The sequence below is a fragment of the Mesorhizobium sp. GW821-FHT07A06 genome (assembly GCF_059419085.1).
This window is the reverse complement of the sequence record NZ_JBWKRC010000002.1, coordinates 233,381-259,355: the sequence shown is the minus strand read 5'-3', so window position 1 is coordinate 259,355 and position 25,975 is coordinate 233,381. Positions and strand designations below refer to the sequence as shown.

Sequence of the window (25,975 nt, the reverse complement as noted above, 5' to 3'; positions counted from 1 at the left end):
CCATCATCTGGGAACAAAAAAGCCGCGCTGCAAGGCGCGGCTTTTTCTGTCTGTCCATCCTGATGCCTTGGATCAGGCGGAAGCGCGCACGTTATGCTTGCGCTTCATGAAGTCCTTGGCGGTCTCGACCGCCACCGCGGCATCGCGGCAATAGGCGTCGGCGCCGACGGCCTTGCCGAATTCCTCGTTGAGCGGGGCGCCGCCAACCAGCACGACATAGTCGTCGCGGATGCCCTTTTCCTTCATCGTGTCGATGACGACCTTCATGTAGGGCATGGTCGTGGTCAAAAGCGCCGACATGCCGATGATGTCGGGCTGATGCTGCTCGATCGCATCGAGATATTTCTCGACCGCATTGTTGATGCCTAGGTCGATGACGTCGAAGCCGGCGCCCTCCATCATCATGCCGACCAGGTTCTTGCCGATGTCGTGGATGTCGCCCTTGACGGTGCCGATCACCATCTTGCCCTGCTTGGGCGCGCCGGTGGCGGCCAGCAGCGGGCGCAGGATGAACATGCCGGCCTTCATGGCGTTGGCGGAGAGCAGCACTTCGGGAACGAACAGGATGCCGTCGCGGAAATCCTCGCCGACGATGCGCATGCCTTCGACAAGCGCCTCGGTGAGCACCTTGTAAGGCACCCAGCCGCGCTCCAGCAGAATGCGCGTGCCTTCCTCGATCTCTTCCTTCAACCCGTCATAGAGGTCGTCGTGCATCTGCTGCACCAACTCGTCGTCGGAAAGTTCAGAAAGGATGATCTCGTCGTCGGACATTTTAATCCAGCTCCTCACGGCATCGCGACTGTGTCGCAAGGCACAAAATATTGGCGTTCATACCTAACCCGCAACGGGCGGGTATCCATAGCTGATTTGCGACTTCCCGCAAAAGGAAAGCGACTGGAAAATCTATTGGTTTTCTTGTCGATTTTGCGACAGGCGTTGGCGCGGACGGGCCGTTTCGAATAGGGTGCATGGCTACGATCCGGCGAAAGCCGCGCCATGCGGCCGCAACGGTTACGGACCGGCCCATAGTAAGGCCAGGCCATATTCAGGGAAGAGCGATCATGAGCGAACACGCGGCAGTCGACCAGGAAGCGTCAAACGCGCGGCGTGGGCGCGGCGCCAGCGGCGGAGCGGCGGCCAGGCGCGCGGCGCGCTCCGGCGGCGGGCCGGGCACCCAGCTCACCTACATCAAGCGCAAGATCAACGTCTATGAGGTGCTCGACGAGGAAGGGCTGGCGCTGATCGAGAAGAACACCGACACGGTGCTCGAGGAAATCGGCATCATCTTCCGCGACGACGCCGAAGCGCTGCAGCTCTGGAAAGAGGCCGGCGCCGACGTCAAGGGCGAGCGCGTGCATTTCCCCAAGGGGCTTTGCCGTTCGCTGCTGAAGACCGCGCCTTCCGTCTATACACAGCATGCCCGCAATTCAGAACGCTCGGTGCAGATCGGCGGCAACGCCACGGTGTTCGCACCGGTCTACGGCCCGCCCTTCGTGCGCGACCTCGATGGCGTCAGGCGCTATGCGACGATCGAGGATTTCCGGAATTTCGTGAAACTCGCCTATATGGCGCCGTCTATCCACCATTCCGGCGGCACTGTGTGCGAACCGGTCGACGTGCCGGTCAACAAGCGCCACCTCGACATGGTCTATGCGCACATCAAATATTCGGACAAGCCGTTCATGGGGTCGGTGACCGCGCCGGAGCGCGCCGAGGACACGGTGGCGATGGCCAAGCTCGTCTTCGGCGACGACTTCGTCGAGAACAACACGGTGCTGACCAGCCTGATCAACGCCAACTCGCCGATGGTGTTCGACGAGACGATGCTCGGCGCACTGAAGGTCTATTCGCGGCACAACCAGGCCTGCATCGTCACGCCGTTCATCCTTGCCGGCGCGATGAGCCCGGTGACGGTCGCCGGCACGCTGACGCAGGTCCTGGCCGAGGTGCTGGCCGGCGCATCGTTCACGCAGCTGATCCGGCCGGGCGCGCCGGTGCTGTTCGGCACCTTCGCCTCGTCGATCTCGATGCAGTCGGGTGCGCCGACCTTCGGCACGCCCGAACCGTCCCTGGTCTCCTACGGCGCGGCGCAGCTCGCACGCCGGCTCGGCCTGCCGTTCCGTACCGGCGGTTCGCTCTGCGCGTCCAAGGTTCCGGATGCGCAGGCCGCCTATGAAAGCGCCAACACGCTGAACTCGACCATGCTTGCCGGCACCAACTTTGTCCTTCACTCGGCCGGCTGGCTCGAGGGCGGGCTGGCGTCATGCTACGAAAAATTCATGATGGACGTCGACCAGCTCGGCATGCAGCAGAAATTCGCCGAAGGCGTCGACCTGTCGGAGAACGGCCAGGCGATGGACGCCATCCGCCAGGTCGGGCCGGGAAGCCATTATCTCGGCTGCGACCACACCCAGGCCAATTTCCAGACCGCCTTCTACCGCTCCAACATCGCCGACAACAATTCCTATGAGCAGTGGCTGGCCGAAGGCGAAAAGACCGCGCCGCAGCGCGCCAACGAACTCGCCCGCCGCTGGCTGGAGAGCTACGAGGCGCCGCATCTCGATCCCAGCATCGACGAAGCCCTGAAGGACTTCATCGCCAGGAAGAAGGGGGCGATGCCCGACGCCTTCACCTGAAAGGAGCCCGAGTCAGGCGGGGCTAAAGTCGCCAACATCATCCACAAGGAAGTCTGGCGGAGCGCCTTCTCCGATCCGGACAAGAAGGGATGATTCTATGCGCGGCATGATCGAAGGGATCACGGCCGCGCTTGACGCCAACGGCCTCATGCTGCGCGGCGGCTTTGCTTTTCCTGATAGCGATGCCCCTCATGGCGCATCGGGCGCACCGGCAAGGTCCATCCTGCTGGTGGGGCAGGCGGGTGCCGCACCCTGGCGGCATTTCCTGCGCTGGCGAGAGCAACAACCCCAGGCAATCGCCAATCCGCTCGACACATGGTCACGCGAAGTGATCGGCGCGGTCGCGGAAAAATTTGACGCCCGCTCCGTTTCACCATCCGACAAACCCTATCTGCCGTTCCAGCAATGGGCGATGCGTGCGGAGGGATTAAAACCGTCGCCGCTCGGCGTCCTCATGCACCCTCGATACGGGCTTTGGCATGCCTATCGTGGTGCGCTGCTGTTCGAGGACGAGATCGCGCTTCCAGAGCACGGGGAGGCAATCCATCTTTGCGACGCTTGTGTCGAGAAACCTTGCCTGAAATCCTGTCCGGTAGACGCCTATTCCCCGGAAGGGTTTGCCTACCAGGCCTGCCTGGCGCATGTGCGGGGAGCAAACGGCGAACCGTGCCGGAGCGGCGGCTGCCTCGACCGCAATGCCTGTCCCTATGGCACCGCCTATCGTTATCCGCCGGAGGTTCAGGCCTTCCATATGGCGAGCTTCGCACGGGCCGCCAGCTGATCAACGCCATCATGTGGCGCTTGGATTTCCCGATGCGTGTCTTGACGGTGGACAAAAGCAGGTCTATTCATCAAGTCATCAGATGACTTGATGAATAGGCCGATGCAACCCGCCATCCGAACGAATCTTGCCGACAGCGCAGCCGGGAGCCTGCGTGCCGAAATCGTCGGCGGCCGCTGGGGCGTGGGCGAACGCATTCCCAATGAAGCGGCGCTCAGCGATCTGCTGTCGGTCAGCCGCGGCACTGTGCGTGAGGCGGTGAGGGTGCTGGTCTCGCAAGGATTGCTGGATACGCGCCAGGGTTCGGGCACCTATGTGCGCTCGACCGTCGATTCATCGGCCGCGCTCGACCGCGTCAAGCGAACCGGATTGCGCGACCAATGGGAGGCGCGGGCAGCGCTGGACCTGGAGGCGGCGCGGCTTGCCGCCTTGCGCCGCACACCCGCCGATCTCGACCGGATGCGCCTGCTGCTTTCCGAGCGCGGCTCGGTCGCCGATGGCGGGAGCAACGCCTTCATCCGGCGCGATCTCGCCTTCCACAAATCGGTCGTCGCGGCGTCCGGCAACAAGGCGATGATGGAGCTCTACGACTTCTTCACCGCGGCCATCACCGAAACCATCCACGCCACCATCGACGGCGAACTGCCCGAGCCGGACCAGCAGGCGCATGCGGCGATCGTCGACGCCATAGCCGCGGGTGACCCCGACCGTGCGGTTTCCGCCGTCCGCGCTTTCATGGCGCCGGTTCTGGCCCAACTTGAAAGACTGCTTTCCCAATGAACCAGACGTTTCGTCAGCCCGTTCCGACGGCGCAATCCAACGCCGTCGAGGGGCTGGACCTCATCGATGCCGAAGCCGATAGCTTGCCGAAGCCGCGGCCACCCGAACTGCGTAGCCGCTCCGCGCGCATCGTGCTTGGCGCAAGCCTTGTGCTGATCGCCTTCAATCTGCGGCCGCTATTTTCCAGCCTGTCGGTGCTGCTGCCCGAGGTGATGCAGGCGACCGGTCTTTCGACGACCGGCGCCAGCCTGCTGACCACGCTTCCGGTCTTGTGTCTCGGCCTTTTCGCCCCCTTTGCTCCCCGGCTTGCCCAGCGCTACGGGGCTGAACGCACCTTGCTTGGCGCGCTTGCGCTGCTGGCGCTGGGAACCGGGCTGCGCTGGTTCGGTTCGGTGCCGCTGCTGTTTGTCGCCACCTTCCTTGCCGGCGGCGCCATCGCCATCGGCAACGTGCTTTTGCCGGGTCTGGTCAAGCGCGATTTTGCCGGCAGCGCCGCCGTCATGACCGGGCTCTACACGATGGCCCTGTGCGCCGGTTCAGCCGCTGCCGCCGGCCTCACCTTGCCGATCGAGCATTTTGTCACGGGCTCATGGTCGGGCGCGCTCGCCGCATGGGCAGCGCCGACATTGGTCGTGCTGCTGATCTGGATCCCGCAGGCGCTGGGCAGCCGGCGGCAGGTCAGCCATCGCGGCTTTCGCGTCGTCGGCCTGTGGAGCGATCGCCTGGCCTGGCAGGTGACGCTGTTCATGGGGCTGCAGTCGGCGCTTGCCTACTGCATCTTCGGCTGGCTGGCGCCGATCCTGCGCGAGCGCGGCTTCGACGCGGCCACCGCCGGCGCCATCGCTTCGGTGTCCGTCATGGCGCAGGTCATCACCTGCCTTGCCGTGCCCTCCGTCGCGGTACGGCTCAGGGACCAGCGCGGCATCAACGTGGCGCTTGTTGGCGTGGCGGTGGTCGCGCTGCTCGGCATTCTCTTCGCGCCGACTTCGACCGTGCTTTTCTGGGCGATCCTGCAAGGCATCGGGCAAGGTGGCCTGATCGCTGCCGCCATGACCCTGATCGTTCTGCGTTCGCCGGATTCGCATGTCGCCGCGCATCTTTCGGGCATGGCGCAGGGCGTCGGCTATGTGCTTGCGGCAACCGGCCCGCTGTTGGTCGGCCTGATCCGCGGCTGGACCGGCAGTTTCTCGGAATCCGCCTTCCTGTTCGTCGCGCTTGGGCTGGGTGCCGCCATCATGGGGTTCGGCGCCGGACGGGCGCTGCATGTCGGCGCCAGGACCATGCGCATCGATGGGGAAGGCTGATCCAAGCCTTCCATGTCGCGGCCTCGGGCACCCGCCAACGCGTCACGCGGTCCTGCACGAAATGTTGACCATGGAGATCAGGGAACGCCTTGCCGTGGTGGTTTGCGCGGATATGTATCGCTGCTCTGATCAACGGAGCAGGCAATGACGAAGCAGGACCTTCAGATCAAGACCCGTGACGGTGTGGCGAAGGCTGGCCTGTTCCGCTCGGCCAAGAGCTCTCCAGCCAAGGCCGGCGTCATTGTCTACCAGGATGCGTTCGGTCCGCGCGCCGCGCTCGACGGCATGGCCGCGCGACTGGCGGGCGAGGGCTATGCGGTGCTGGTGCCCGATCTCTTCCATCGCAACGCGCCTTACGGGCCGTTCGATGCCAAGACCGCCTTCGTCGAGGAAAAAACCAAGGCAGCGCTGATGGCGCTGGTCACCGGCACGACACAGGAGATGACGATCAGCGACAGCGCGGCCTTTCTCGATGCGCTCGCCGGCGAAGACGTCACCGGGCCGATCGGCACAGTCGGCTATTGCATGGGTGGTGCGCGGGCGCTGAACGCCGCCGCGTCCTATCCCGAAAGGATCAAGGCCGCCGCGAGTTTCCATGGCGGCAATCTTGCCAGCGACGCCGCCGACAGCCCGCACCGCAAGGCCGCGTCCATCAAGGCGCGTGTCTATGTCGGCATGGCCGGCGTCGACAGGAGTTTTCCGCCCGAACAGTCGACGCGGCTGGAGGAGGCACTGCGGAACGCGGAGGTCGACCACACGATCGAGAACTATGTCGGCATGGCGCACGGCTGGTGCGTGCCGGATCACAGCGTCTACAACGAAGCTGGCGCCGAGCGGCATTGGCAAAGGCTGATCACGCTGTTTGCCGAAACACTGATCTGAGCCGTCGAGCGGATCGCCTGAACTAGGCCGATCGCATGAAGTCCGATAGCTACGCCTGCGCCGATCAAAAGCAGGGATTGACCTTGGTTAGAAGAAGCGTGGCTGTAGATGCCAATGCGATGGCGCGCAGAGGCCCAAGTCGATACGGAATTGCCAGCATCATGCTTGATGCCAGCGGGCCCCTCTTTCTTGTTCTTGCGCCGGATGTGAAGCCGTCCCGGCAGGCGATTTGAGTGTCAAAGCGCCGGGCGGAAAAAAATCTTTGCATCACCCCAAGGATCGGCCATTAGCCTTCGTCCAACAGGCAAATGATGGCGATGATGCTGGATGAGAGCGAAGCCTCCGACGCCGAACTGATCGGGCGGGCGAAGGGCGGGGACAGAGGGGCCTTCGGCAAATTGCTGGAGCGTCACTACGACTTCGTCTATCGCGCCGCCTATCGCTGGTGCGGCAAGAAGGCGGATGCCGAAGACATCGCCCAGGAAGTCTGTGTCCGGCTTGGCAAGGCGATCCGCGACTATCGCGGTGGCGGCGCCTTCACGACATGGCTCTACACCATGACGATGAACGCGGCGCGCGACATGATGCGCAAGACCGCCCGCGAGACGGTCAAGACCGAGGCCTATGGCGTCCATGCGCTGATTTCGGGCGAGGTCCTGGCCGAGAGCGAGGATCCGGCCGAGGCGCTGTGGGCAGCGGTGCGGCAGCTTCCGGACAAGCAGCGCGATGCCGTACTGCTTGTCTATGGCGAGGGCCTGAGCCACGCGGCCGCCGCCGAGGCGATGGCGATCTCGGAGACGACGGTTTCCTGGCACATCCATGAAGCGAAGAAACGGCTGAAGACGCTGATGCGCTCGGCCGGGGAAGTGTGACCATGGTCGACGACAACGAACTTAACAGACTGCGCGATATCGCAGCACCGGTGCCGGGCGAGAGCGCGAAGGCGCGCGCCTTCGAGGCTGCCATGCGCGCCTATGATCAGGAAAATATTTCTGCCGTCACCCAAGGATCGGTCGGCGGTCTTCGTCTCACAGAGCGAGCACAAAAGCTCTGGAGCGAGATCATGCAAAAGAAATTCATCGCCACGCCGGCCCTTGCCGGGCTCGTCGCCCTGCCGATCGCCGGATACGCCACTTTCCACCTGCTGAGGGAACAGCCGCCCAAATTCGGCGGCGACGAAAAGATCACCGAGACGCTGGCCGACAAGCCGGCGACCGTGAAGCCAGTCGTGGCAGAGCCGAAGCAAGCTCCGACCGAACTGGCGAAGGACAAGAAGGCCGATGCCGATGTGGAGAGCCGCGACGCCGCCGATGCGCTTGTCGCGCCGACCGCTCCGCCGAAACCCGAATCCGCCCAGGCCGGTGGCTCAGCCCAGCAGACCGCCGCAGAGCGCGGGGCGGTGGCCGAGCCGGCACCGCCAGCGCCGACGGGTAAATTCGCACTGGACGGAACTGCAAGCGCGCCCAGCACATCGCGGGTCGCCCGCATGCCGGCTGCTGAATCCAAACTGATGGCGCCGCTGCCCACCGCACCGACGGACCAGATTGCGCCACAAGAGGAAAATCGCAACCGCATCGAGGATTTCAAGACCAATCCGGTGCATGCGGCACTCGCAGACCCGGTCTCGACCTTCTCGATCGATGTCGATACCGCCTCCTATTCCTTCGTGCGCCGTTCGCTGAAGGAAGGGTCCGTGCCGCAGGCCGATACAGTGCGCGTCGAGGAGATGGTCAACTACTTCCCCTATGACTGGAAGGGGCCGGACTCGGCGTCGACGCCTTTCAACTCGACCGTCAGCGTGATGCCGACGCCGTGGAACGAGCATACCAAGCTGATGCATGTCGCCATCAAGGGCTTCGACATCAAGCCGACCGAGCAGCCGAAGGCCAATCTGGTGTTCCTGATCGATGTCTCGGGTTCGATGGACGAGCCGGACAAGCTGCCGCTGCTCAAATCGGCATTCCGGCTGCTGGTCAGCAAGTTGAAGGCTGACGACACCATCTCCATCGTCACCTATGCTGGAGAGGCCGGCACGGTGCTGATGCCGACCAAGGCTGCCGAAAAGGACAAGATTCTCAATGCCATCGACAATCTGACGCCCGGCGGTTCGACGGCCGGTGAGGCCGGCATCAAGGAAGCCTACAAGCTTGCCCAGCAATCCTTCATCAAGAACGGCGTCAACCGGGTGATGCTGGCCACCGATGGCGACTTCAATGTCGGCCAGAGCGACGATGATGATCTGAAGCGCCTGATCGAACAGGAGCGCAAGTCGGGTGTCTTCCTGTCGGTGTTCGGCTTTGGGCATGACAATCTGAACGACCAGATGATGCAGACCATTGCCCAGAACGGCAACGGCACCGCCGCCTATATCGACACGCTGGCCGAAGCCGAAAAGGTGCTTGTCGAGGATGCCTCCTCGACGCTGTTCCCGATCGCCAAGGACGTGAAGATCCAGGTCGAGTTCAATCCGAACAAGGTCTCCGAATACCGGCTGATCGGTTACGAGACCCGGGCGCTCAACCGCGAGGATTTCAACAATGACCGTGTCGATGCCGGCGACATCGGCTCCGGCCATTCGGTCACCGCGATCTACGAGATCACACCGAAGGGCAGCGGCGGCGAGCAGATCGACCCGCTGCGCTACGGCCAGGCCACGGTCAACAATGGCGGTGTCGCCAACGCGGATGAATATGCCTTCGTCAAGATCCGCTACAAGCTGCCCACCGAGGACGTCTCGAAGCTGATCACCACGCCGGTGACATCGGCCAACGAGGTGGCGTCCTTCGACCAGGCGAGCACCGACCAGCGCTTTTCCGTCGCGGTCGCGGCCTTTGGCCAGAAGCTGCGCGACGAGGATGCGACCGCGAAGTTCGGTTACGACAGGATCATGGAGATTGCCACTGCCGCCCGAGGAGCCGATCCGTTTGGGTACAGGTCTGAGTTCCTCTCGCTCGTGCGCCTTGCCTCGGCGCTGGGCGGTAACCGGTAGTGGTGATACGGCCGGTTTCTTTCAGATGGGATCGTTCTGATACGGGAAACCGGCCCACGGGCGGGTGAGGCAGGCCGGCGAGGGATTTTTCCCTTGCCGGCCTTTTTTTGTTGTGTGGCTGCCTTGCGCCACCCATGCTGGCGAGGGGAAAGGCAGGATCATGAAGAAGCGTATTATTCTCGTGCGGCACAGCGACGAGCCCGCAGACGACCGCATGTTCGCCTACCTCCAGAAGAACGGCTACGAACCGGTCTTGCGCCGCGCCTTTGCCGGAGAGGCGCTCGATGCGGATGATACTGTCGCAGGCGGCGTGATTTATGGCGGAATGTACAATGTATATGATACCTCGCTGCATCCGTTTTTGCCGGACGAATACCGGTTTATCGACTTCTGCATGAATGCCGGCATCCCGTTGCTCGGTATTTGCCAGGGCGCTCAGCAAATTGCCTGGCTTCACGGCGCGCAGGTCGGTCCGCCGGCAAGCGGGGTACACGAATTTGGGTGTTACCCACTTTATCCCTCGGCCGAAGCTGTGGATTTCCTGCCTGCGCCGATCCATGTGACGCAGTCACACTGGCATGGCTTCGAACTGCCGGAAGGGGCCCAGCATCTTGCCTCGAGCGACCTTTTCCCCAATCAGGCTTTCCGTATCGGCGACAAGGTACGGCCTGCAATTCCATGCGGAAGTAACGCCAATAGGATTTCAGCGTGTGCAGAACCGCCCGACAGCGAATTATGACAAGCCGGGCGCACAGACGCGCGAGGAGCAGGATCGCCTCATGGTCCTGCACGATGCGGCGCAAGCCGCCTGGTTCAATGGGTTCTTGCGCAAGCTTTTTCCGCCGTTGATTTAGCCGCCCCAACGACGGCGGCATCGCAGGTTCGTAGCTATCTGCCGGATCGTTAAATTGCGCGGTATTTCCGGTACCGGATCGCAATGTCCTCTCGTTACACCGGGCTTGTTTACAGGGCTTGAGGGAGCCGGAATTGCAGATCAGGACTATCGCCAACGCGCCCCCGCCGGCGCGAGACGCTTCGCCGGTTTCATCAGCCTCGTCAGCCGAAACCAGACGCATCAGCGACGATGTCGCGCAGGCGCGTGACACCGCAATGTCGGCGCTGACCAACGACCGCTTCCGCCTGATGCTGGAACAGATCACCGACCCGGGTTCATCCGGTGCCCTGATGACAATGCGCGGCGACAATGTGGTCGATTTCAAGTCGGCGCAGTCGAGCTACGCCGACAATAGCGATTAACCCAAGGATATTGCCTCAGGCCCGGCTGCGGCGGCGTTCGCGGCGGGCTTCGCTTGTCTCGGCGGTGTTTTCCGTCGCCACCTTGTTGCGCATCGGACCGATGCGCTCGACGATCGTCTCGACCGTCGGGCGGCTGGCCTTGGTATGGGCGTCGAGCGCCTTGCGCATGGCGGCAAGGTGCTGGAACGAGGTGCCGCAGCAGCCGCCGACGATTTTCGCGCCGGCATCGACAGCGAGACGCACATAGTCGGCCATCAATTCCGGCGTGCCGGAATAATGGATCTCGGTGCCGCGGAATTCGGGAATGCCGCAATTGCCCTTGACGATCACCGTCGCCTGCGGCTTCGCCTCGGTCATGTCGAGCAGCGAGGCCAGGATATCGGAAGCGCCGACACCGCAATTGGCGCCAACGCCGAGCGGGGCCTGCGACAGGCCATCGGCGACGCCGTGGATGTCTTTCGGCAACAGGCCCATCATGGTGCGGCCGGCCGTGTCGAAGGAGCCGGTATAAGTGTAGGGCAGGCCGACGCGAATTGCCGCCTCGGCGGCGGCGCGGATTTCGTCGGGCGCCGACATGGTCTCGATCCAGGCCACTTCGGCGCCGCCTTCCTTGAGACCCTCGATCTGCTCGGCAAAGGCGTCGACCGCCTCGTCATAGGTCATGGCGCCGAGCGGCACCAGCAACTCACCGGTCGGGCCGACGGAGCCGGCAACGATGACCTTGCGGCCGGCCTTGTCGGCAACCGCCCGCGCAATCTCGGCGGCGCGCTTGTTCAGCGCATGGACACGGTCCTGCGCATGGTGGAGCTTCAACCGATGACGGGTGCCGCCGAAGGAGTTGGTCAGGATGATGTCGGCGCCGGCATCGACGAAATTCTGGTGCAGGCTGGTGATGGTGTCGGGCGCGGTCTCGTTCAGCAGTTCCGGCGCCTCGCCGGCCTCCAGACCCATGGCGAACAAATTGGTGCCCGTGGCGCCATCGGCCAGCAGCACGCCCTTTTCAGCCAGCAAGGCATCGATCGGATTGGTCGTCGTCATCGGATTGGCTTTCATATTTCGAAGTCAAATAAGGATATAAAGAAGTCTTTATGTCCAGTCAATGATTTGCCACGATGACCCGGCCAGATTGAAAGACTGTCTACGATCCGCTTATGATCTCGACCTCGATCTCGGTGCAGACCCCGCCATTGGTCGGGTAATAGTCGACCGAGCAGGCGGTGACCACCAGCAGCAGGTCCAGTTCAGCGCGCAGCGTCACGTTACCGCCGGGTGGATTGATCGAAGCCTCGACGATCAGCCTGCCATCGGGTTGCGGCAGGGAATTCTGGAAGAGGTCGACGGGGTCGGGTGCGAAGGGCAGCGATATGCCCTCGACGGCCAGCGCCTGCATCAGATTGTCCCGGCAGTTCGGGTGGTTGGGAAAGCCGGCGCGCTCATAGAGCGCGCTGTCGCAGGCCGGATAGAGCATGTCATGCGGGCCGGGCGATGCGTTCTCCACCAGTGTCAGCATCGGCCTGGCGGCCGCGCTGTAGAAATGGTCGCCGATGCGGGGAAAAAGCCGCTCGGTGATGTCGCGGGTCTGCGACGTGCTCAGCCAGTCGAGCGCCGGCTCGGTGGCGAACGCCCAGAGATCGGCGACCTGTTGCCCCCTAGGGTCGATGATGCGGATGAGGTCTCCGCGCCAGACGCGGATGGAACGGCCAGACTGGGGAGGGACGACGATGCGGCGCGGCTCTGACATGGGCTGTCCTTTTTGAGATGCGGATAGTCTCGAATGACCACGATTGCGCCGGATCAGACAGAGCCTGACGGGAACGACATGCTGGCCAGATTGCGCGCGAAGCTTGCTGCCTCGTGCGGGTTGACGTCGGCGGCCCGGATCAGGTTGTCGAAGTGCTGGGTCAGTGCCTGAACCGGCTGGGTGGCGTTCAGCACGACGTACATGTCACCCACATAGATGGCGGCGCGATAGGGCCCGAAGATGGTGAGCGGGATCGAATAGCGCATGCGGCCGTCATAGAGAAACAGCCGGAAGGTCGGGTAGAGATCGTCAAGCAGCGTCGCCATATGGGCGAGCTGCTGCTGGCGATCGGCCTCCGGAAAACGGTCCCAGACGCCGAGGCCGCGGGCGAAAATCTCCAGCGTGTGGCGCGGCATGCAGACTTCCATGTCGGTTTCCGGGCGCCGGTTGTATTCGATGCGGTACTGCGTCTCGCTGGCCTGCGCCAAGCGGCTCCGGTTGGTGATGTTGGCCTCGTAGTCGACCAGGGCGCGGGTCCGCAGCAGGTCGGGGATGCCGGCCGGCACGTAGCGGATCTTGGTGCCTGCGGCCTCGGCGAACCATTTGGCGAGCAGCGTGCGGTCGAAACCATCGGGCGCTTCCTCGATCTCGAGGCTTTCACGGATTTCCCCGGTGACGCCTTCGTCCTGGCTAAGGCCGAGCAGCCAGTCGAGCGATATCTTGAATTCCGCGGCGATGTTGAGCAGCGTTTCGGCCCTCGGCAGGCGCGTCGAGGCACCCGACATCAGCTGCGACAGTGCCGACCGGTCGATGCCGACCGCTGAAGCGAAGGCGGACTGGTTGAGATCCGATCGTGTCAGGAGCAGCCTCAGGCGCTCCCGAAAGATTGCTGACAGGTCGCGTTTGTCCATCGTCCGGTCCTCCGAATCTTGAGGAAAAATTTGCGCCGAAGCGACCCAAGGGGCGTCTCAGGCGTAAATGAATCCCTAAGGCTGTTTACAATGTGTAACATGTGCGGTCAAAAATGCGCAATCGCAACATTTTGTATACTTTGTCGCGTTGAGTGGAATCGTTTCTCCTGACACTATGTTGTCAGGAACCATTGGGGGTTCCGGCGACTGAGGGGCAGTGGTCGATAGCATGACAGGCAAGAGCATCAAGCGACGCAACGCACCGGCCATCGAGTGGCCGACCGCGGTTCTCGCTTTCTTCTGTTACGGAACGTGGCTTGCCACCGGTTTCCTGCTCTGGCCTTCCTATCCCATTATGGCGCTCCTTCTCCTCGGCTTTGTCCTGGCACTGCAGTCGTCGATCATGCACGAAGTGCTGCATGGTCATCCGACGCGCAATGCGTTGATCAACGAAGCCTTCGTCTTCCTGCCGATCGGTCTGGTCTGGCCGTTCCGGCGCTTCAAGACGCTGCACTTGCGCCACCATGCCGACGAGCGGCTGACCGATCCGCTGGACGACCCGGAAAGCTACTATCAGGCGCTGTGGCAGCACGACGAATTGCCGCCGACGATGAAATTCCTGCTCAAGGTCAACAACACCATGGCCGGCCGGTTCTTCCTCGGCCCCTGGCTGTCCTGCATCGGCTTCTTCATCGACGACGCCAAGCAGATCATGGCCGGCGACAAGGCGATCCGCAAAGCCTGGCTGTTGCATGCGATCGGCCTCGCCATTGTGGCGCCGATCGTGCAGTTCGGCTTCGGCATTCCGTTGTGGCTCTACATCCTGGCACCGGTGTGGCTCGGTCAGTCGCTGATCGCGATCCGCACCTTTGCCGAGCATCAGTGGTCCGAGCATCCGGAAGGCCGCACGGTGATCATCGAGCGCTCGCCGCTGTCGTTTCTGTTCCTGAACAACAATCTGCACTTCGTCCACCACAAGACGCCGACCGTGGCCTGGTACAAGCTGCCCAAGCTGTTTCGCGAGCGCCGGGACGAGTGGCTGCGGATGAACAATGGCTATGCCTATCCGAACTATTTCGCGCTGATCAAAGCCTATGCCTTCAAGGCAAAGGAGCCGATCGTGCACCCGGTGCTGCGTCGTGCGCCTGAGCACGGCCGGGCGTTCAAGCCACGCATCCGGGCCCGCAACATCAATGGGCTCGGCACCGCGCCGGTGCCCGCCGAGCCGCCCAAGGAATAGCCCGGGCATCCCGGGATAGGTGTCGGCCAATTCTGATTGGACGCCGCGTTTTTGCGATCCTTTTCCAGAGATGATGATTTGATATCGGCATGAGTGAATCGATTGCGGCCCTGCCAATGTATGACTGGCCCGAGGCGCGCGGCGAGGTCGACGCGCAATGGGTGCTGCTGCGGGACGCCTTCCGGCAGAAGGGCATCGATGCGCCGCAGACCATCGTGCGCCGCAACGGTGACCTGCCGCCCGTGCCGGGTGGCATTCGCGATGCCCAGGGAGCCTTGATCGCGCCGGACCCGGCGACATTGCCGCCGGATGAACTCGATTATCACAAGCTCTGGCTGCATCCGGCACTGCTGTTCGCGCAGACCTGCTGGGGACCGATGGAACTCGGACTGTCGAGCCATGTGCAGGTGGTCGGCCAGCCAAGCTATGACACCTATGAAGGCGGGCAGGGCGAACTCTATTCGAGCGCGCTGGTGATGCGGGCGGGCGAGGGGCCGGAGGCTCGATCGCCCGCGGATGGCAAGGCCTTGCTGCCTCTCGATCTCATCCGTGGCAAGCGCTTCACCTTCAACAGCCTCGATTCCATGTCGGGCATCATTGCCCTGACGCGCGACCTGCAGGCGGCGGGCGAAAGCCTCGACATCTTTCCCTCGCGTGGCGAAAGCGGTGGCCATCGCGGCTCGATCGTCACTGTGGCCGAGGGCAGGGCCGATATAGCGGCGATCGATTGTGAGAGCTGGGCGCTGGCGCAACGTTTCGAGCCGGCGGCGCGCAAGGTCGTGATCGTCGGCTGGACGGCACGGCGCAAGGGCCTGCCGTTCATTACCGCCCGGACGACGCCTGAAAAGACAATCAAGGCAATGCGCGACGCCCTTGCAGGGTTAGCCTAGCAGCCTCGCATCCAACGGGTAGGTTGAAAGCTGCTCGTTGCCGGTCTCGGTGATCAGGATCTGCTCCTCGATCTTGACGCCCTCACGGGCGCCAAGCCTGCCGATATAGCTTTCCACGCACAGCACCATGCCGGGTTCGAGCACGCCGTCCGGCGTGTCCGGCGTCCAGTCGCTGGCATGCGGCAGTGTCGGGTACTCATCGGCCAGGCCGACGCCGTGATAGAGCACGCCGTAGCGGGTCGGGAAACAGTCTCCCGGCGGCACCGCCGAGCGTTCGACAAGGTCGCGGAACGAAATGCCGGGCTGCATCAATTGCGTGTTGTGTTCGATCTGCTCGGCGGCCATGCGGAACAGGCCGCGTTGTTCGTTGGATGGTTTTGCATCGCCGCAAAGCCAGGTGCGCGACAGGTCGGCGCAGAAGCCATAGGGGCCGATCAGGTCGGTGTCGAAGGCGACGAGGTCGCCCGCTTCGATCAGGCGCGACGAGCATTCCTGGAACCAGGGATTGGTGCGCGGGCCCGACGCCAGCAGGCGCGTCTCGATCCATTCCCCGCCGCGCGCAATATTGCCGCGATGCAGTTCGGCCCACAATTCGTTCTCGGAGATGCCGGGCTTCAGTGCCTGTTCCATCTCGCCCATTGCCGCCTCGCAGGCGACGATGGCACGGCGCATGGCGAGGATTTCATCAGGCGATTTGATCAGCCTGGCGTTTTCCATCACCGCTTCGCCATTGCCGATGGAGACACCTAGCCGCGCCAACTCCTCGACGCCTTCCGGATTGAGGTGGTCGACCGCGACGCGGTTGTTGCCGCCGCCATGCTCCGTTACCAGATCGGCTATGCCTGCGGCCCAGCGGCGGACTTTTTGCTCCGTGAGTTCGCCGCCATAGAGATACATCCACGATACGGCCGGACGCACCTCGTCGACGACGCCGGAATGATCGGACAGATGCTCGCAGGAGAAATAGTCGAACAGAACCACCGGTCCGTCGGTGGCGACGAAACAATGCCGCGTCGGGTTGTGCGCCACCCACAGCTGCATGTTGGTGCTGTCGGTCGCATAGCGGATATTGACCGGATCGTAGAGCAGGGCACCGGCATAGCCGCGCCGCTTCAGCTCGGCGCGGATGCGCTCCAGCCGGTATTTGCGCATCGCCGGAAGATCGGGGGCGGCAATGCCCGCCGCCGCCCATTCCGCTTCAGCCTGCGCGCCATAGCCCAGCACATGCTGGTTGAGCGAAGCCGCCTTCTGGCGGGAGCCTTCACGCAATTCCTCGATCGAGCCAGGCTCGAACGGCATGATCTTGCGGTGGCGGCCGAAGCTCCCCTTTGGCGCCGCGCTGTCCATCGTCGACCCTCAGGTCCGCATCTTCTCGCCGCTCGGATCGAACGGTGCCTCGACATTGATGCGGGCCGGACGCCGATGTCCGAGGATCTCGATCTCGAACAGGCCGGCGCTTTCATCCTCGGCCAGCGCCGCCGGAACGTAACCCTGCGCCATCGACTTCTGGACATAATGGGCATAGCCGCCCGACGTCACCCAGCCGACGACGCGCCAGTCGCCATCAACGATGCCGCGCACGGCAGAAGCGCCCTCGGCGGCCTTGGAGCCACGCACTTCCTTGCCCTTGTCGTCGAAGCGGGGCGCGCCGTAGCCATGCGGCTTTTCCACCGTGCCAAAATCCTTGCTGACCTTGGCCCAGATCGGTTCGTCGCCCATCACGTCGGCATCGGCGGCATCGACGATGAAGGAGACACGGCGCAGTTTTGGTCCGTCCGCCTGTTCCTTGGCAGCAGCCTCACGGCCGATGAAATCGTTCTTCTCGAGCTTGATGAAGCGGTCCATCGAGCCTTCGAACGGGCCGTAGATCGGCCGCAGCTCGCGGAACCAGGTCGGGAAGTTCTTCTCGAGACGCATCGACAGCAAGGCGCGCATGCCGAAATCGACCAGGCCGAATTCTTCACCGGCGTCCTTGATCGCCTTGTAGACCAGGCGCTGATAGGCCGGCGCCATCCAGATCTCGTAGCCGAGGTCACCGGTGTAGGTGATGCGGTTGACCATGCAGGGCGCGCCGCCGACGGCCATCTCGCGGAAATCCATGAAGCGGAAGGCTTTTGTCGAGATGTCCGTATCCACGAGCTTTTGCAGCAAATCCCGCGCGCTCGGTCCGGCGATCGACAGGCCGACCAGCGTCTGGTCGAAGCGGTGGATGCGCACCGAACCGTCCTTCGGCAGGTGCTTCTCGAACCAGCGCATGTGATATTTCTGCGCGGCCGAAGAACCCCAGATCATGAAGCGGTCTTCACCCGCCTTGGCGATGGTGAAGTCGCCGATCAGCTTGCCGAACTCGTTGATCATCGGGGTGAGCACGATGCGGCCGGTCTTCGGCATGCGGTTGGTCATCAGCCGGTTGAGGAACTCTTCCGCCCCCGGTCCCGACACTTCGTATTTGGCGAAGTTGGCGATCTCGGTCACGCCGACGCGTTCGCGCGTGGCGCGCACTTCCTCGCCGATCGGGCCGAAATCATTGGAGCGATGGAAGGAAACGATGTCCTTCGGCTCCTTGCCCTTCGGCGCGAACCACAGTGGGGTTTCCAGGCCCCAGCTATCGCCCATGACGGCGTTGTTGGCGAGCATGATGTCGTAGAGCGGCGTCGTCTGCGCAGGACGCGCTGCCGGCAATTCCTCGTTGGGGAAACGGATCGAGAATCGGCGCGAATAATTTTCGCGCACCTTGGCGTTGGTGTAGCGCAGGCCGGCCCATTCGCCGAAGCGGGCGACATCCATGCCCCAGACGTCGAAGCCGGGATCGCCGTGCACCATCCAGTTGGACAGAGCGAGGCCGACGCCGCCGCCCTGGCTGAAGCCGGCCATGACGGCGCAGGCACACCAGAAATTGGTCAGGCCCTGCACCGGGCCGACCAGCGGGTTGCCGTCGAGCGCGAAGGTGAAGGGGCCGTTGATGATCTGCTTGATGCCGGCTTTCTCGATGCCGGGGAAGTGCTTGAAGCCGATCTCCAGCGACGGCGCAATGCGGTCGAGGTCCGGCGGCAGCAATTCATGGCCGAAATCCCAGGGCGTGTTGACCGGCGACCACGGCTTGCAGGCCTTTTCATAGGTGCCGAGCAGGATGCCGTTGCGCTCCTGGCGGGTGTAGATCTCGCCCTTGAAATCGAGCACGCCGATCATCTCGCGGCCGGTCGACTTGTTGAATTCCTCGACCTCCGGCATCGGCTCGGTGAGCAGGTACATGTGCTCCATCGCAAGAACCGGCAGCTCGACGCCGACCATGCGGCCGATCTCGCGCGCCCACAGGCCGCCGCAGTTGACGACGTGCTCTGCATGGACAGTGCCCTGTTCGGTGACGACGTTCCAAGTGCCGTCCGGCTGCTGCGTCAAGTCGACGACGCGGTTGCGCAGCACGATCTCGGCGCCGAGCTTCTTGGCCGCCTTGGAGTAGGCGATCGTCGTGCCCGAAGGGTCGAGATGGCCTTCAACCGGATCCCACATGGCGCCGACGAAGTTCGTCTCATCCATCAGCGGGAACATCGCCTTGGCTTCCGAAGGCGTGATCAGCTCGGTGTCCATGCCGAGATAGCGGCCCTTGGCGTGGGCCAGCCGCAAGAAGTCCATCCGCTCGGGCGTATCGGCCATCATCACGCCGCCGGTCAGGTGCAGCGAGCAGGACTGGCCTGATATTTCCTCGATCTCCTTGTAGAGCTGCACGGTGTAGGCCTGCAGCTTGGCGACGTTGGGGTCGCCGTTCAGCGTGTGGAAGCCGCCGGCGGCGTGCCAGGACGAGCCGGAGGTGAGCTCCGAGCGCTCGATCAGCATGATGTCGGTCCACCCCGCCTTGGCCAGGTGATACAGCACCGAGCAGCCGACGACGCCGCCGCCGATGACAACCGCTTTTACATACGATTTCATGAAGATAGGTCCGTTTTTGTGTAAATTGAATCAGAGGTTTGGGCTGGGGTGACGACGCACGCCAAGCATGATCAAAAATCTGTCGGCGCGCCGCCTTCGGCCGTGCGCTTCTGGACGAAGTCGTTGAGTTCCTCGCGGATGGCCGGATCCATGTAGGGCTCGTCATAGGACGCCAGCCGCTCTTTCCAGACCTTGTTGGCTTTTTCCAGCGCCGTCGGCGAGCCAGCTTCCGCCCAGGTCTCGAAGTTGCGCCAGTCGGAAAGGATCGGCGAATAGAAGGCGGTCTTGTAGCGGTCCTGCGTGTGCTGGGTTCCGAAGAAATGGCCGCCCGGCCCAACCGACTGGATGGCGTCGAAGCCTAGCGCTTCCTCGGACAGATCGAGCGGGGTCAGGAACTCCGCCACCATCTGCAAGAGGTCGATGTCGAGAATGGTCTTTTCGTAGGAGCAGCGCAGGCCGCCCTCGAGCCAGCCGGCCGCGTGCATCATCAGGTTGCCGCCGCCCTGGATGGCGCCCCACAGCGAGAACACGCTCTCATAGGCCGCCTGCGCGTCGACCGTGTTGGCGGCGCAGGTGTTGGAGGTGCGATAGGGAATGTTGTAGCGGCGGGCAAGCTGGCCGCCGACAAGCTGCGCCTTCATGTATTCGGGCGTGCCGAAGGCCGGCGAACCGGACTTCATGTCGACATTGGAAGTGAAGCCGCCATAGCCGACAGGCGCACCCTTCTTCACCATCTGGGCAAAGGCAATGCCCGACAGCGCCTCGGCATTCTGCTGCACCAGCGCACCGGCGATGGTCACCGGCGCCATCGCACCCGACAGGGTGAAGGGCGTGACGATGACGACCTGGCCCTTGCTCGACATCTGGATGATGCCTTCCATCATCGGCACGTCGAGCTTGAGCGGCGAATTGGTGTTGATGATGGTGAAGACGGACGGCTCCTCGAGCAGCTGCTCGTGGCTGATGCCGCGCGCGATGCGGGTGATTTCAATGCCGTCGACATTGCGTTCTTTGCCGAGCGAATAGATGTGGAACACCTTGTCGGTCAGCATTGCGAGGTCGCGAACGCATTCGAGGTGGCGGACGGACGGATGGATATCGGTCGGCTCGACCGGATACCCGCCGGTGCAGTTCAGGATGTTGTGCATCTGCGCAAGGCGCAGGAAATTGCGATAGTCCGCCTGGTTGCCCGGCCGGCGGCCACGGTCGATGTCGGAACAATTGGGTGCCGACGCCATCATCGAGATGATCAGATTATCGCCGCCGAAGCGGACATTGTGCGCGGGATTGCGGGCATGGATGGTGAATTCGGACGGACAATGCGAGACGAGTTCGAGGATCATGTCGCTGTCGAAGCGGACGCGTTCCGAACCTTCGCGCACGTCGGCGCCATGCGCCTTCATGATACGCCGGGCCTCGTCGTGCAGGACGTCGACGCCGATTTCCTTGAGCACACGCAAGGAGGCGAGGTGGATCGACTCCAGCTCGTCATCCGAAACCAGCTTCGTGGGCTGCAGCGGGATCTTCAACTGCCGAAACGGCGGCTGCTCGAACGCGGCCGAGCCTCCGGCGCGCTTTCCGGCGCGGCCGCCACGGCGGGCACGGTCGGGTGCCAAGGCCGGTTCTGCAGGGTTTAGGGCGGCGGTCATGATGGTCCTCGTAGGATGCGAATGGCGGGCGGCATAATGGACCGGCGGCCGGCCGGCCATTGCGGAGGCGGCGACCACTAGGGCGAGGGAAGCGACATGCCGGAATGGCAGTTGCGCGGCGGCGCGATTCGCCGGATCGCCGTCGAGTTGGCGCAAGCGGATTTCCCTTGCCGGCACTTTCTTTCCCCTGATCGAACCAGTAGCTAGTGACGCTTGCCGGCCGGGAGGTCTGCCGGCACCTCACATGGAATGACGGAATGGTCGCAACCAGCTCGAGCGAAGGCGAAGCGGGGACGCAGTGGGCGGCGCTCGCCGGCGTGACCGCGGCGCTTGCCATGTTCGGCGCCGCGCAAGGGCTGAGCTCGCCCCTGTTCACGCTCCTGATGCAGAAGCAAGGCATGTCGCCCGGGCTGATCGGCCTGTCGGCGGCTATGATGCCGCTCGGCCTGATCCTGTCGGCGTCGTTCGTGCCGGCGGCGGTACGGCTGGTCGGTGCGCGAAACCTGGCGGTCGGCTGCTCACTGGTTGGAGCGCTGTGCTTCCTGGGCATCGGCTACCTGCAAAACTGGGTGGCCTGGTACGTCATCCGCTTCATCATCGGCGTCGTCATCAACCCGCTCTATATCCTCGGCGAGGTCTGGGCACTGTCGCTGGCTCCGCCCTCACGGCGCGGTCGTGTAATGGGTGTATTCAACACGCTGATGGGCGCCGGCTATGCGGCCGGCCCGTTCACCTTGACCCTGGTCGGCACTTCGGGCTGGGGGCCCTTCAGCGTCGGTGTCGGCGGTTTCGTGCTTTGCGCGATCATCCTGCGCCTTGTCTCCTCGAAGCTCACCGGTTTCGAGGATGACGGCCAGCCCGCCGGCAGCTTTATCGGTTTTGCACGGCTGGCACCGGCGCTGCTGCTGGCCGTGCTGGTCTCGGCCGCCGTCCAGCAAAGCACCTATGCGCTGGTCCCGGTCTTCGGCGCCGGCTATGGCTTGCCGGAAGCCGTGCTCGCCGCGCTGGTGATGGCGCTTTCCCTGGGCAACATCCTGCTGCAGATCCCGCTTGGCCTGCTCGCTGAGCGGTTCGGCGGCCGCCCGATGATCTTGGCTTGCGCGATGGCTACGACCGCCTGCGCGATTCTGCTGCCGCTGCTGATCTTGACTCCCCTGATCTGGGGCGTGCTGCTGGTGATGGGCGCGGTCGGCTACGGCGTCTATACGATGGCATTGGTCGAGCTCGGCAGCCGGTTCAAGGGCACGCTGCTTGTCACTGGCAACGCCGCCTTCGCCTTGCTGTGGGGCGTTGGCGGTATCGTCGGCCCGCCCGGCGCCGGGCTGCTGATGCAGGGCATCGGTCCGCTGGGCCTGCCCGTGGTGATCATCGGCCTCGACGCCTTGCTGGTGATCTTCGCGCTCTATCGCGCATCGGTTCGCCGGAGCGGCCAGGCATGATGGCGGCCGGTTCGGACAACAGCCAGGCCGGGATGCAATGGGCGGCGATCACCGGCGTGATCGCGACCGTCTCGGTGTTCGCGATCGCGCAAGGGCTGTCCTATCCGCTGTTGAGCTTCATCCTGCAGCGACAGGGCGTCTCGCCGGCAATGATCGGCTTGTCGGCGGCGATGACGCCGATCGGCTTCATCGTCTCGTCGCCGCTCATCCCCGGACTGGCGCGGCGGTTCGGGGCAGGGCGGACGGCGCTTACCTGTGCGGCGCTTTCGGCCGTCGTGCTGGCGCTGATTGGCTGGACGCAGAATGTCTATCTGTGGTTTCCGCTGCGCTTCCTGATCGGCGCGGTGACCAATCCGCTCTATGTGCTGAGCGAAATCTGGGTGATCGCACTGGCGCCACCGGCGCGGCGAGGGCGCATCATGGGCGTCTATTCGACGATCATCTCGGCCGGATTCGCGGCTGGCCCGCTTTGCCTGCTTGCCGTCGGCACCGAAGGCTGGCCACCCTTCATCGTCGGTATTTCCGCCTTCGTTCTATGCGGCATCTGTCTGGCTTCGGTGCTGCCGCGCCTGCCCAAGGTGGACGAGGCCGGTCATCAGGTCTCGGTCCTGGGCTTCGTACCGATGGCGTGGCTGCTTCTGTTCGCGGTCATCGTCGCCGCGGGTTTCGAACAGGGGGCGCTGGCCCTGCTGCCGGTCTACGGCACCCATTACGGCATCGCGGAGGTGCGCATGTCGGCGCTGCTGTCGATGATGATCGCCGGCAACATCGCCATGCAGGTGCCGCTTGGCCTGTTGGCGGAGCGGATTTCCGCGCGTCTGGTGCGGCTTGCCTGCGTTTGCTTGACCGTGCTCGGATGCGTGCTGCTGCCGCTTCTCATCGAAACGCCGCTGATCTGGCCGATGATCTTTGTCTGGGGCGCGGTTTCGTATGGCATCTACACGATGTCGATCATTGAGCTTGGCGAGCGCTTCACCGGCTCGACACTGGTCGCCGGCAACGCCGCCTTCTCGCTGATGTGGGGCGTCGGTGGCATCGCCGTGCCGCCGCTGGCGGGAGGCGCGATGGATTTGCTGGGCGCCGGTGGCCTGCCGATCACGCTGGGCCTGATGTGCCTGGTGCTGGCGGTTGCGAGTGTCGCCGGTCGCGGTAAGGCCCGAATCCTCTGCTGAGATGCCGCAGCTATTGAATATCGGACAAGGCATGTCGATGTTGCATGCCGAAGCATTGCCTATCGGAGATTCCATGACCAAGCCCATCGCCAAGCCAGAAGCCGCCGATCCATTCCTCTGGCTGGAAGACAGGACCAGCAAACAGTCGCTGGACTGGGTGCATCGCCAGAACGAGATCACGGTTGGCGAATTGCAAGGCGATCCGTCCTACCAGGCGTCATTCCAGACCGCACTCGACCTGATGACGGCCGAGGACAACATCGCGGTCGGCGCGGCTATCGCCGGCCATGTCTATAATTTCTGGCAGGACAAGGCCAATGCGCTCGGGCTGTGGCGCCGCACGACGGTCGCTTCCTACAAGACCGAGAAGCCGGTGTGGGAAACAATCATCGACTTCGACCAGCTTGCGGCGAAGGAGGGGATAAAATGGGTGTTCAGCGGCGCCAGCCGGCTCTATCCGGATTTCAGCCGCTGCCTGCTGTCGATGTCGCCGGATGGCGGTGATGCCAGCGAAATGCGCGAATTCGACATCGAAACCAAATCGTTTATCGAGGGTGGGTTCCGGGCTCCTGCCTCGAAGTCGAGTTTCGGCTGGCTGGACAAGGACACGGTCATCGTCTCGGCGGCCCTCGAAGACGCTGACAAGACCGAGTCCGGCTACCCGCGCGTGATCAAGCTCTGGAAGCGTGGCACCAAGCTGGAAGAGGCGACGCCGATATTCGAGGCGCAGAAAGACGATCTCGCCGCCGGAGCCGGCGTCGAGTTCGACGGCGACAAGCGTCACGTGTTTCTGGCGCGGGCGATAAATTTCTTCGCGTCGCACAGCTTCCTGCATCTCCCGTCTGGTGAAAACAGGCGCATTCCGCTGCCCGACGACGCCACCGATACATCGCTTTTCAAGGATCAACTGGTGTTCGGCGTGCGCACGCCGTGGACGGCGCCTGACGGCACGGTGTGCCAGCCGGACGGGCTCTATTCGTTCGATTTCGCCCACTGGATCGAAACCGGCGGTTTGGGGGCCATCGAGACCCTGTTGGCGCCGGCCTATCGCGTGTCGATCGCCGGTATTGCCCGCACGCAGGACCGGCTGTTCATCAGCCTGATGGACAATGTGCGTGGCAAGGTCCTCGTCTGCGAACGTAAGCAGGGCACCTGGTCCATGAAACCGGTGGCTTTGCCTGAAAACGGCACTGTCGGCATCAGCCATGCCGAGCATTTCGGGTCGAGCGTGTCCTTCTCCTTCACGGATTTCCTGACGCCGAGCTCGATCATCTGGTCGGATGACGATGGCGAGACGCTCGTCACGGTGAAGTCGCAGCCGGCGCGGTTCGATGCCGCGCCGCTGATCTCGGAGCAGTTCGAGGCGCGCTCGAAGGACGGCACGATGATCCCGTATTTCGTCGTCAGGCGGCGCGACCAGAAGGGTCCGGTGCCAACGCTGCTCTATGGCTATGGCGGCTTCGAAGTGCCGCTCTTGCCCGGTTATGCCGGCGTGCGCGGCAGGCTGTGGCTGGAGAAGGGCAACGCCTATGTGCAGGCCTGCATCCGCGGCGGCGGCGAGTTCGGGCCGGCTTGGCACCAGGCGGCGCTGAAAGGCAATCGCCAGAACGGTTTTGACGATTTCGCCGCGGTCGCCGAGGACGTCGTGAAGCGCGGCATCGCGACAGCAAGCTCGCTCGGCATCCAGGGCGGCTCGAATGGCGGCCTGCTGACCGGTGTTTCGCTGACGCAGCATCCCGAGCTTTTCGGCGCCGCCATCATCGAGGTGCCGCTGCTCGACATGCTGCGTTACACCGAGCTGCCGCCCGGCGCTTCATGGATGGCCGAATATGGCGATCCGTCGAAGCCGGAAGACGTCAAGTGGCTGTCCGCCTATTCGCCCTACCAGCACGTCAAGGCCAATCCCGCCTATCCGCCCGTGCTGTTGACGACCTCGACCGCCGATGACCGCGTTCATCCCGGCCATGCGCGCAAGATGGCGGCTCGCCTGCAGGAGGCCGGCCACGCCAGGACGCTGTTTTTCGAGGAAACCGAAGGCGGACATGGCGGGCGTGGCGACCGCCGGCCGCAGGCGGCCCAGACGGCGATGAAATATGTCTTCCTGCAGCGGGCGCTGACCGCCAAGGCCTAGAATCATTCGTTCATGGGCCAAGCAAAGGGTGGTTCACCTCGACCAGCCTTTGCTCTAAGGTGCCGGAATGGCTCTCGTCAGGACCTTGGTTGGCGCATTTGAGGCTCGCGCATCGCGGGTCGCGGTGACACCGTCACCGCGCACGCTGCGCGCCGAGCTTTTGCGGCTGTGCGCCCGCATCGGTTATTCACCGCCCGCAGCCCTCTGATGCATTCGCCCCGGCGCCAGCCGGACAGAATCCAGAGG

At 63.6% G+C, this 25,975-nt stretch carries 22 protein-coding genes; 15 read left to right on the top strand and 7 right to left on the bottom strand.

Annotated features, from left to right (window positions below; all coding sequences use genetic code 11):
* Nucleotides 1–72: 72 nt before the first annotated feature.
* Nucleotides 73–771 carry a corrinoid protein gene (locus tag AC07SZ_RS06700; protein ID WP_027046950.1) on the bottom strand — a complete coding sequence of 233 codons (699 nt, stop codon included), beginning with the start codon at nt 769–771 and terminating at the stop codon, nt 73–75.
* 290 nt (nt 772–1,061) lie between these two features.
* On the opposite strand from AC07SZ_RS06700, the gene AC07SZ_RS06695 reads away from it, so the two are divergent.
* The 10 genes from AC07SZ_RS06695 to AC07SZ_RS06650 all read left to right on the top strand — a co-directional run bounded on the left by AC07SZ_RS06695 (nt 1,062) and on the right by AC07SZ_RS06650 (nt 10,629).
* Nucleotides 1,062–2,636 (top strand): trimethylamine methyltransferase family protein, encoded by a 1,575-nt coding sequence (locus AC07SZ_RS06695; RefSeq protein WP_494913788.1) that lies wholly within the window; start codon nt 1,062–1,064, stop codon nt 2,634–2,636.
* Nucleotides 2,637–2,733: 97 nt separating this feature from the next.
* Complete coding sequence (locus tag AC07SZ_RS06690; RefSeq protein ID WP_494913787.1) at nt 2,734–3,417, top strand: hypothetical protein; 684 nt, start codon at nt 2,734–2,736, stop codon at nt 3,415–3,417.
* Nucleotides 3,418–3,519: 102 nt separating this feature from the next.
* Nucleotides 3,520–4,197 (top strand): FadR/GntR family transcriptional regulator, encoded by a 678-nt coding sequence (locus AC07SZ_RS06685; protein ID WP_056572562.1) that lies wholly within the window; start codon nt 3,520–3,522, stop codon nt 4,195–4,197.
* Nucleotides 4,194–5,501 (top strand): CynX/NimT family MFS transporter, encoded by a 1,308-nt coding sequence (locus tag AC07SZ_RS06680; RefSeq protein WP_494913786.1) that lies wholly within the window; start codon nt 4,194–4,196, stop codon nt 5,499–5,501. The genes AC07SZ_RS06685 and AC07SZ_RS06680 overlap by 4 nt, the downstream gene beginning before the upstream one ends.
* A 144-nt stretch (nt 5,502–5,645) precedes the next feature.
* On the top strand, nt 5,646–6,383 hold the full coding sequence (locus AC07SZ_RS06675; protein ID WP_056572560.1) for a dienelactone hydrolase family protein: 738 nt from the start codon (nt 5,646–5,648) through the stop codon (nt 6,381–6,383).
* 35 nt (nt 6,384–6,418) lie between these two features.
* Nucleotides 6,419–6,616, top strand: coding sequence for a hypothetical protein (locus AC07SZ_RS06670; protein WP_494913785.1), 198 nt, complete (start codon nt 6,419–6,421; stop codon nt 6,614–6,616).
* Nucleotides 6,617–6,694: 78 nt separating this feature from the next.
* Nucleotides 6,695–7,255, top strand: a complete 561-nt coding sequence (locus AC07SZ_RS06665) for an RNA polymerase sigma factor (protein ID WP_056573459.1) — start codon at nt 6,695–6,697, stop codon at nt 7,253–7,255.
* Nucleotides 7,256–7,257: 2 nt separating this feature from the next.
* The gene (locus tag AC07SZ_RS06660) at nt 7,258–9,372 is read left to right on the top strand and encodes a vWA domain-containing protein (RefSeq protein WP_494913784.1); all 2,115 of its coding nucleotides are present in this window, start codon (nt 7,258–7,260) and stop codon (nt 9,370–9,372) included.
* A gap of 160 nt (nt 9,373–9,532) precedes the next feature.
* Nucleotides 9,533–10,111 (top strand): type 1 glutamine amidotransferase, encoded by a 579-nt coding sequence (locus AC07SZ_RS06655; RefSeq protein ID WP_494913783.1) that lies wholly within the window; start codon nt 9,533–9,535, stop codon nt 10,109–10,111.
* A 248-nt stretch (nt 10,112–10,359) separates the two neighbouring features.
* Complete coding sequence (locus AC07SZ_RS06650) at nt 10,360–10,629, top strand: hypothetical protein (RefSeq protein ID WP_056573457.1); 270 nt, start codon at nt 10,360–10,362, stop codon at nt 10,627–10,629.
* A gap of 15 nt (nt 10,630–10,644) precedes the next feature.
* Here AC07SZ_RS06650 and bmt read toward each other — a convergent pair whose 3' ends face one another.
* From bmt to AC07SZ_RS06635, 3 genes are all read right to left on the bottom strand, one after another.
* Entirely contained in the window at nt 10,645–11,667 is a 1,023-nt protein-coding gene (bmt, locus tag AC07SZ_RS06645; protein ID WP_056573454.1) for a betaine--homocysteine S-methyltransferase, read from the bottom strand.
* 100 nt (nt 11,668–11,767) lie between these two features.
* Complete coding sequence (locus AC07SZ_RS06640) at nt 11,768–12,370, bottom strand: DUF1989 domain-containing protein (protein WP_056572551.1); 603 nt, start codon at nt 12,368–12,370, stop codon at nt 11,768–11,770.
* A gap of 53 nt (nt 12,371–12,423) precedes the next feature.
* Nucleotides 12,424–13,281: a helix-turn-helix domain-containing protein gene (locus tag AC07SZ_RS06635; protein ID WP_056572549.1), complete on the bottom strand. Its 858-nt coding sequence runs from the start codon at nt 13,279–13,281 to the stop codon at nt 12,424–12,426.
* 229 nt (nt 13,282–13,510) lie between these two features.
* Between AC07SZ_RS06635 and AC07SZ_RS06630 the strand changes: the two genes are divergently transcribed.
* Together AC07SZ_RS06630 and AC07SZ_RS06625 are read left to right on the top strand one after the other, a co-directional pair.
* A complete protein-coding gene (locus tag AC07SZ_RS06630) occupies nt 13,511–14,521 on the top strand; it encodes a fatty acid desaturase (RefSeq protein ID WP_494913782.1) in 1,011 nt (336 codons plus the stop codon).
* An 89-nt stretch (nt 14,522–14,610) separates the two neighbouring features.
* Nucleotides 14,611–15,411, top strand: coding sequence for a phosphate/phosphite/phosphonate ABC transporter substrate-binding protein (locus tag AC07SZ_RS06625; protein WP_494913781.1), 801 nt, complete (start codon nt 14,611–14,613; stop codon nt 15,409–15,411).
* Here AC07SZ_RS06625 and AC07SZ_RS06620 read toward each other — a convergent pair.
* The 3 genes from AC07SZ_RS06620 to AC07SZ_RS06610 all read right to left on the bottom strand — a co-directional run bounded on the left by AC07SZ_RS06620 (nt 15,403) and on the right by AC07SZ_RS06610 (nt 20,987).
* Nucleotides 15,403–16,758 carry a M24 family metallopeptidase gene (locus AC07SZ_RS06620; protein ID WP_494913780.1) on the bottom strand — a complete coding sequence of 452 codons (1,356 nt, stop codon included), beginning with the start codon at nt 16,756–16,758 and terminating at the stop codon, nt 15,403–15,405. The two genes, AC07SZ_RS06625 and AC07SZ_RS06620, sit on opposite strands and share 9 nt — an antisense overlap.
* Before the next feature lie 9 nt (nt 16,759–16,767).
* Complete coding sequence (locus tag AC07SZ_RS06615; protein WP_494913779.1) at nt 16,768–19,338, bottom strand: GcvT family protein; 2,571 nt, start codon at nt 19,336–19,338, stop codon at nt 16,768–16,770.
* A 71-nt stretch (nt 19,339–19,409) separates the two neighbouring features.
* On the bottom strand, nt 19,410–20,987 hold the full coding sequence (locus tag AC07SZ_RS06610; RefSeq protein ID WP_494914158.1) for a trimethylamine methyltransferase family protein: 1,578 nt from the start codon (nt 20,985–20,987) through the stop codon (nt 19,410–19,412).
* 257 nt (nt 20,988–21,244) lie between these two features.
* Between AC07SZ_RS06610 and AC07SZ_RS06605 the strand changes: the two genes are divergently transcribed.
* From AC07SZ_RS06605 to AC07SZ_RS06595, 3 genes are all read left to right on the top strand, one after another.
* Nucleotides 21,245–22,426, top strand: coding sequence for an MFS transporter (locus AC07SZ_RS06605; RefSeq protein ID WP_056572539.1), 1,182 nt, complete (start codon nt 21,245–21,247; stop codon nt 22,424–22,426).
* Entirely contained in the window at nt 22,426–23,598 is a 1,173-nt protein-coding gene (locus AC07SZ_RS06600; RefSeq protein WP_494914157.1) for an MFS transporter, read from the top strand. The genes AC07SZ_RS06605 and AC07SZ_RS06600 overlap by 1 nt, the downstream gene beginning before the upstream one ends.
* A 73-nt stretch (nt 23,599–23,671) precedes the next feature.
* Nucleotides 23,672–25,729, top strand: coding sequence for a prolyl oligopeptidase family serine peptidase (locus AC07SZ_RS06595; RefSeq protein ID WP_494913778.1), 2,058 nt, complete (start codon nt 23,672–23,674; stop codon nt 25,727–25,729).
* Nucleotides 25,730–25,975: the final 246 nt, after the last annotated feature.

What these genes read in the sequence shown, in the direction of transcription:
- AC07SZ_RS06700 (WP_027046950.1), bottom strand. Translation starts at nt 771, where the DNA reads ATGTCCGACGACGAGATCATCCTTTCTGAACTTTCCGACGACGAGTTG.
- AC07SZ_RS06695 (WP_494913788.1), top strand. Translation starts at nt 1,062, where the DNA reads ATGAGCGAACACGCGGCAGTCGACCAGGAAGCGTCAAACGCGCGGCGT.
- AC07SZ_RS06690 (WP_494913787.1), top strand. Translation starts at nt 2,734, where the DNA reads ATGCGCGGCATGATCGAAGGGATCACGGCCGCGCTTGACGCCAACGGC.
- AC07SZ_RS06685 (WP_056572562.1), top strand. Translation starts at nt 3,520, where the DNA reads ATGCAACCCGCCATCCGAACGAATCTTGCCGACAGCGCAGCCGGGAGC.
- AC07SZ_RS06680 (WP_494913786.1), top strand. Translation starts at nt 4,194, where the DNA reads ATGAACCAGACGTTTCGTCAGCCCGTTCCGACGGCGCAATCCAACGCC.
- AC07SZ_RS06675 (WP_056572560.1), top strand. Translation starts at nt 5,646, where the DNA reads ATGACGAAGCAGGACCTTCAGATCAAGACCCGTGACGGTGTGGCGAAG.
- AC07SZ_RS06670 (WP_494913785.1), top strand. Translation starts at nt 6,419, where the DNA reads ATGAAGTCCGATAGCTACGCCTGCGCCGATCAAAAGCAGGGATTGACC.
- AC07SZ_RS06665 (WP_056573459.1), top strand. Translation starts at nt 6,695, where the DNA reads ATGGCGATGATGCTGGATGAGAGCGAAGCCTCCGACGCCGAACTGATC.
- AC07SZ_RS06660 (WP_494913784.1), top strand. Translation starts at nt 7,258, where the DNA reads ATGGTCGACGACAACGAACTTAACAGACTGCGCGATATCGCAGCACCG.
- AC07SZ_RS06655 (WP_494913783.1), top strand. Translation starts at nt 9,533, where the DNA reads ATGAAGAAGCGTATTATTCTCGTGCGGCACAGCGACGAGCCCGCAGAC.
- bmt (WP_056573454.1), bottom strand. Translation starts at nt 11,667, where the DNA reads ATGACGACGACCAATCCGATCGATGCCTTGCTGGCTGAAAAGGGCGTG.
- AC07SZ_RS06640 (WP_056572551.1), bottom strand. Translation starts at nt 12,370, where the DNA reads ATGTCAGAGCCGCGCCGCATCGTCGTCCCTCCCCAGTCTGGCCGTTCC.
- AC07SZ_RS06635 (WP_056572549.1), bottom strand. Translation starts at nt 13,281, where the DNA reads ATGGACAAACGCGACCTGTCAGCAATCTTTCGGGAGCGCCTGAGGCTG.
- AC07SZ_RS06630 (WP_494913782.1), top strand. Translation starts at nt 13,511, where the DNA reads ATGACAGGCAAGAGCATCAAGCGACGCAACGCACCGGCCATCGAGTGG.
- AC07SZ_RS06625 (WP_494913781.1), top strand. Translation starts at nt 14,611, where the DNA reads ATGAGTGAATCGATTGCGGCCCTGCCAATGTATGACTGGCCCGAGGCG.
- AC07SZ_RS06620 (WP_494913780.1), bottom strand. Translation starts at nt 16,758, where the DNA reads ATGGACAGCGCGGCGCCAAAGGGGAGCTTCGGCCGCCACCGCAAGATC.
- AC07SZ_RS06615 (WP_494913779.1), bottom strand. Translation starts at nt 19,338, where the DNA reads ATGAAATCGTATGTAAAAGCGGTTGTCATCGGCGGCGGCGTCGTCGGC.
- AC07SZ_RS06610 (WP_494914158.1), bottom strand. Translation starts at nt 20,987, where the DNA reads ATGACCGCCGCCCTAAACCCTGCAGAACCGGCCTTGGCACCCGACCGT.
- AC07SZ_RS06605 (WP_056572539.1), top strand. Translation starts at nt 21,245, where the DNA reads ATGGTCGCAACCAGCTCGAGCGAAGGCGAAGCGGGGACGCAGTGGGCG.
- AC07SZ_RS06600 (WP_494914157.1), top strand. Translation starts at nt 22,426, where the DNA reads ATGGCGGCCGGTTCGGACAACAGCCAGGCCGGGATGCAATGGGCGGCG.
- AC07SZ_RS06595 (WP_494913778.1), top strand. Translation starts at nt 23,672, where the DNA reads ATGACCAAGCCCATCGCCAAGCCAGAAGCCGCCGATCCATTCCTCTGG.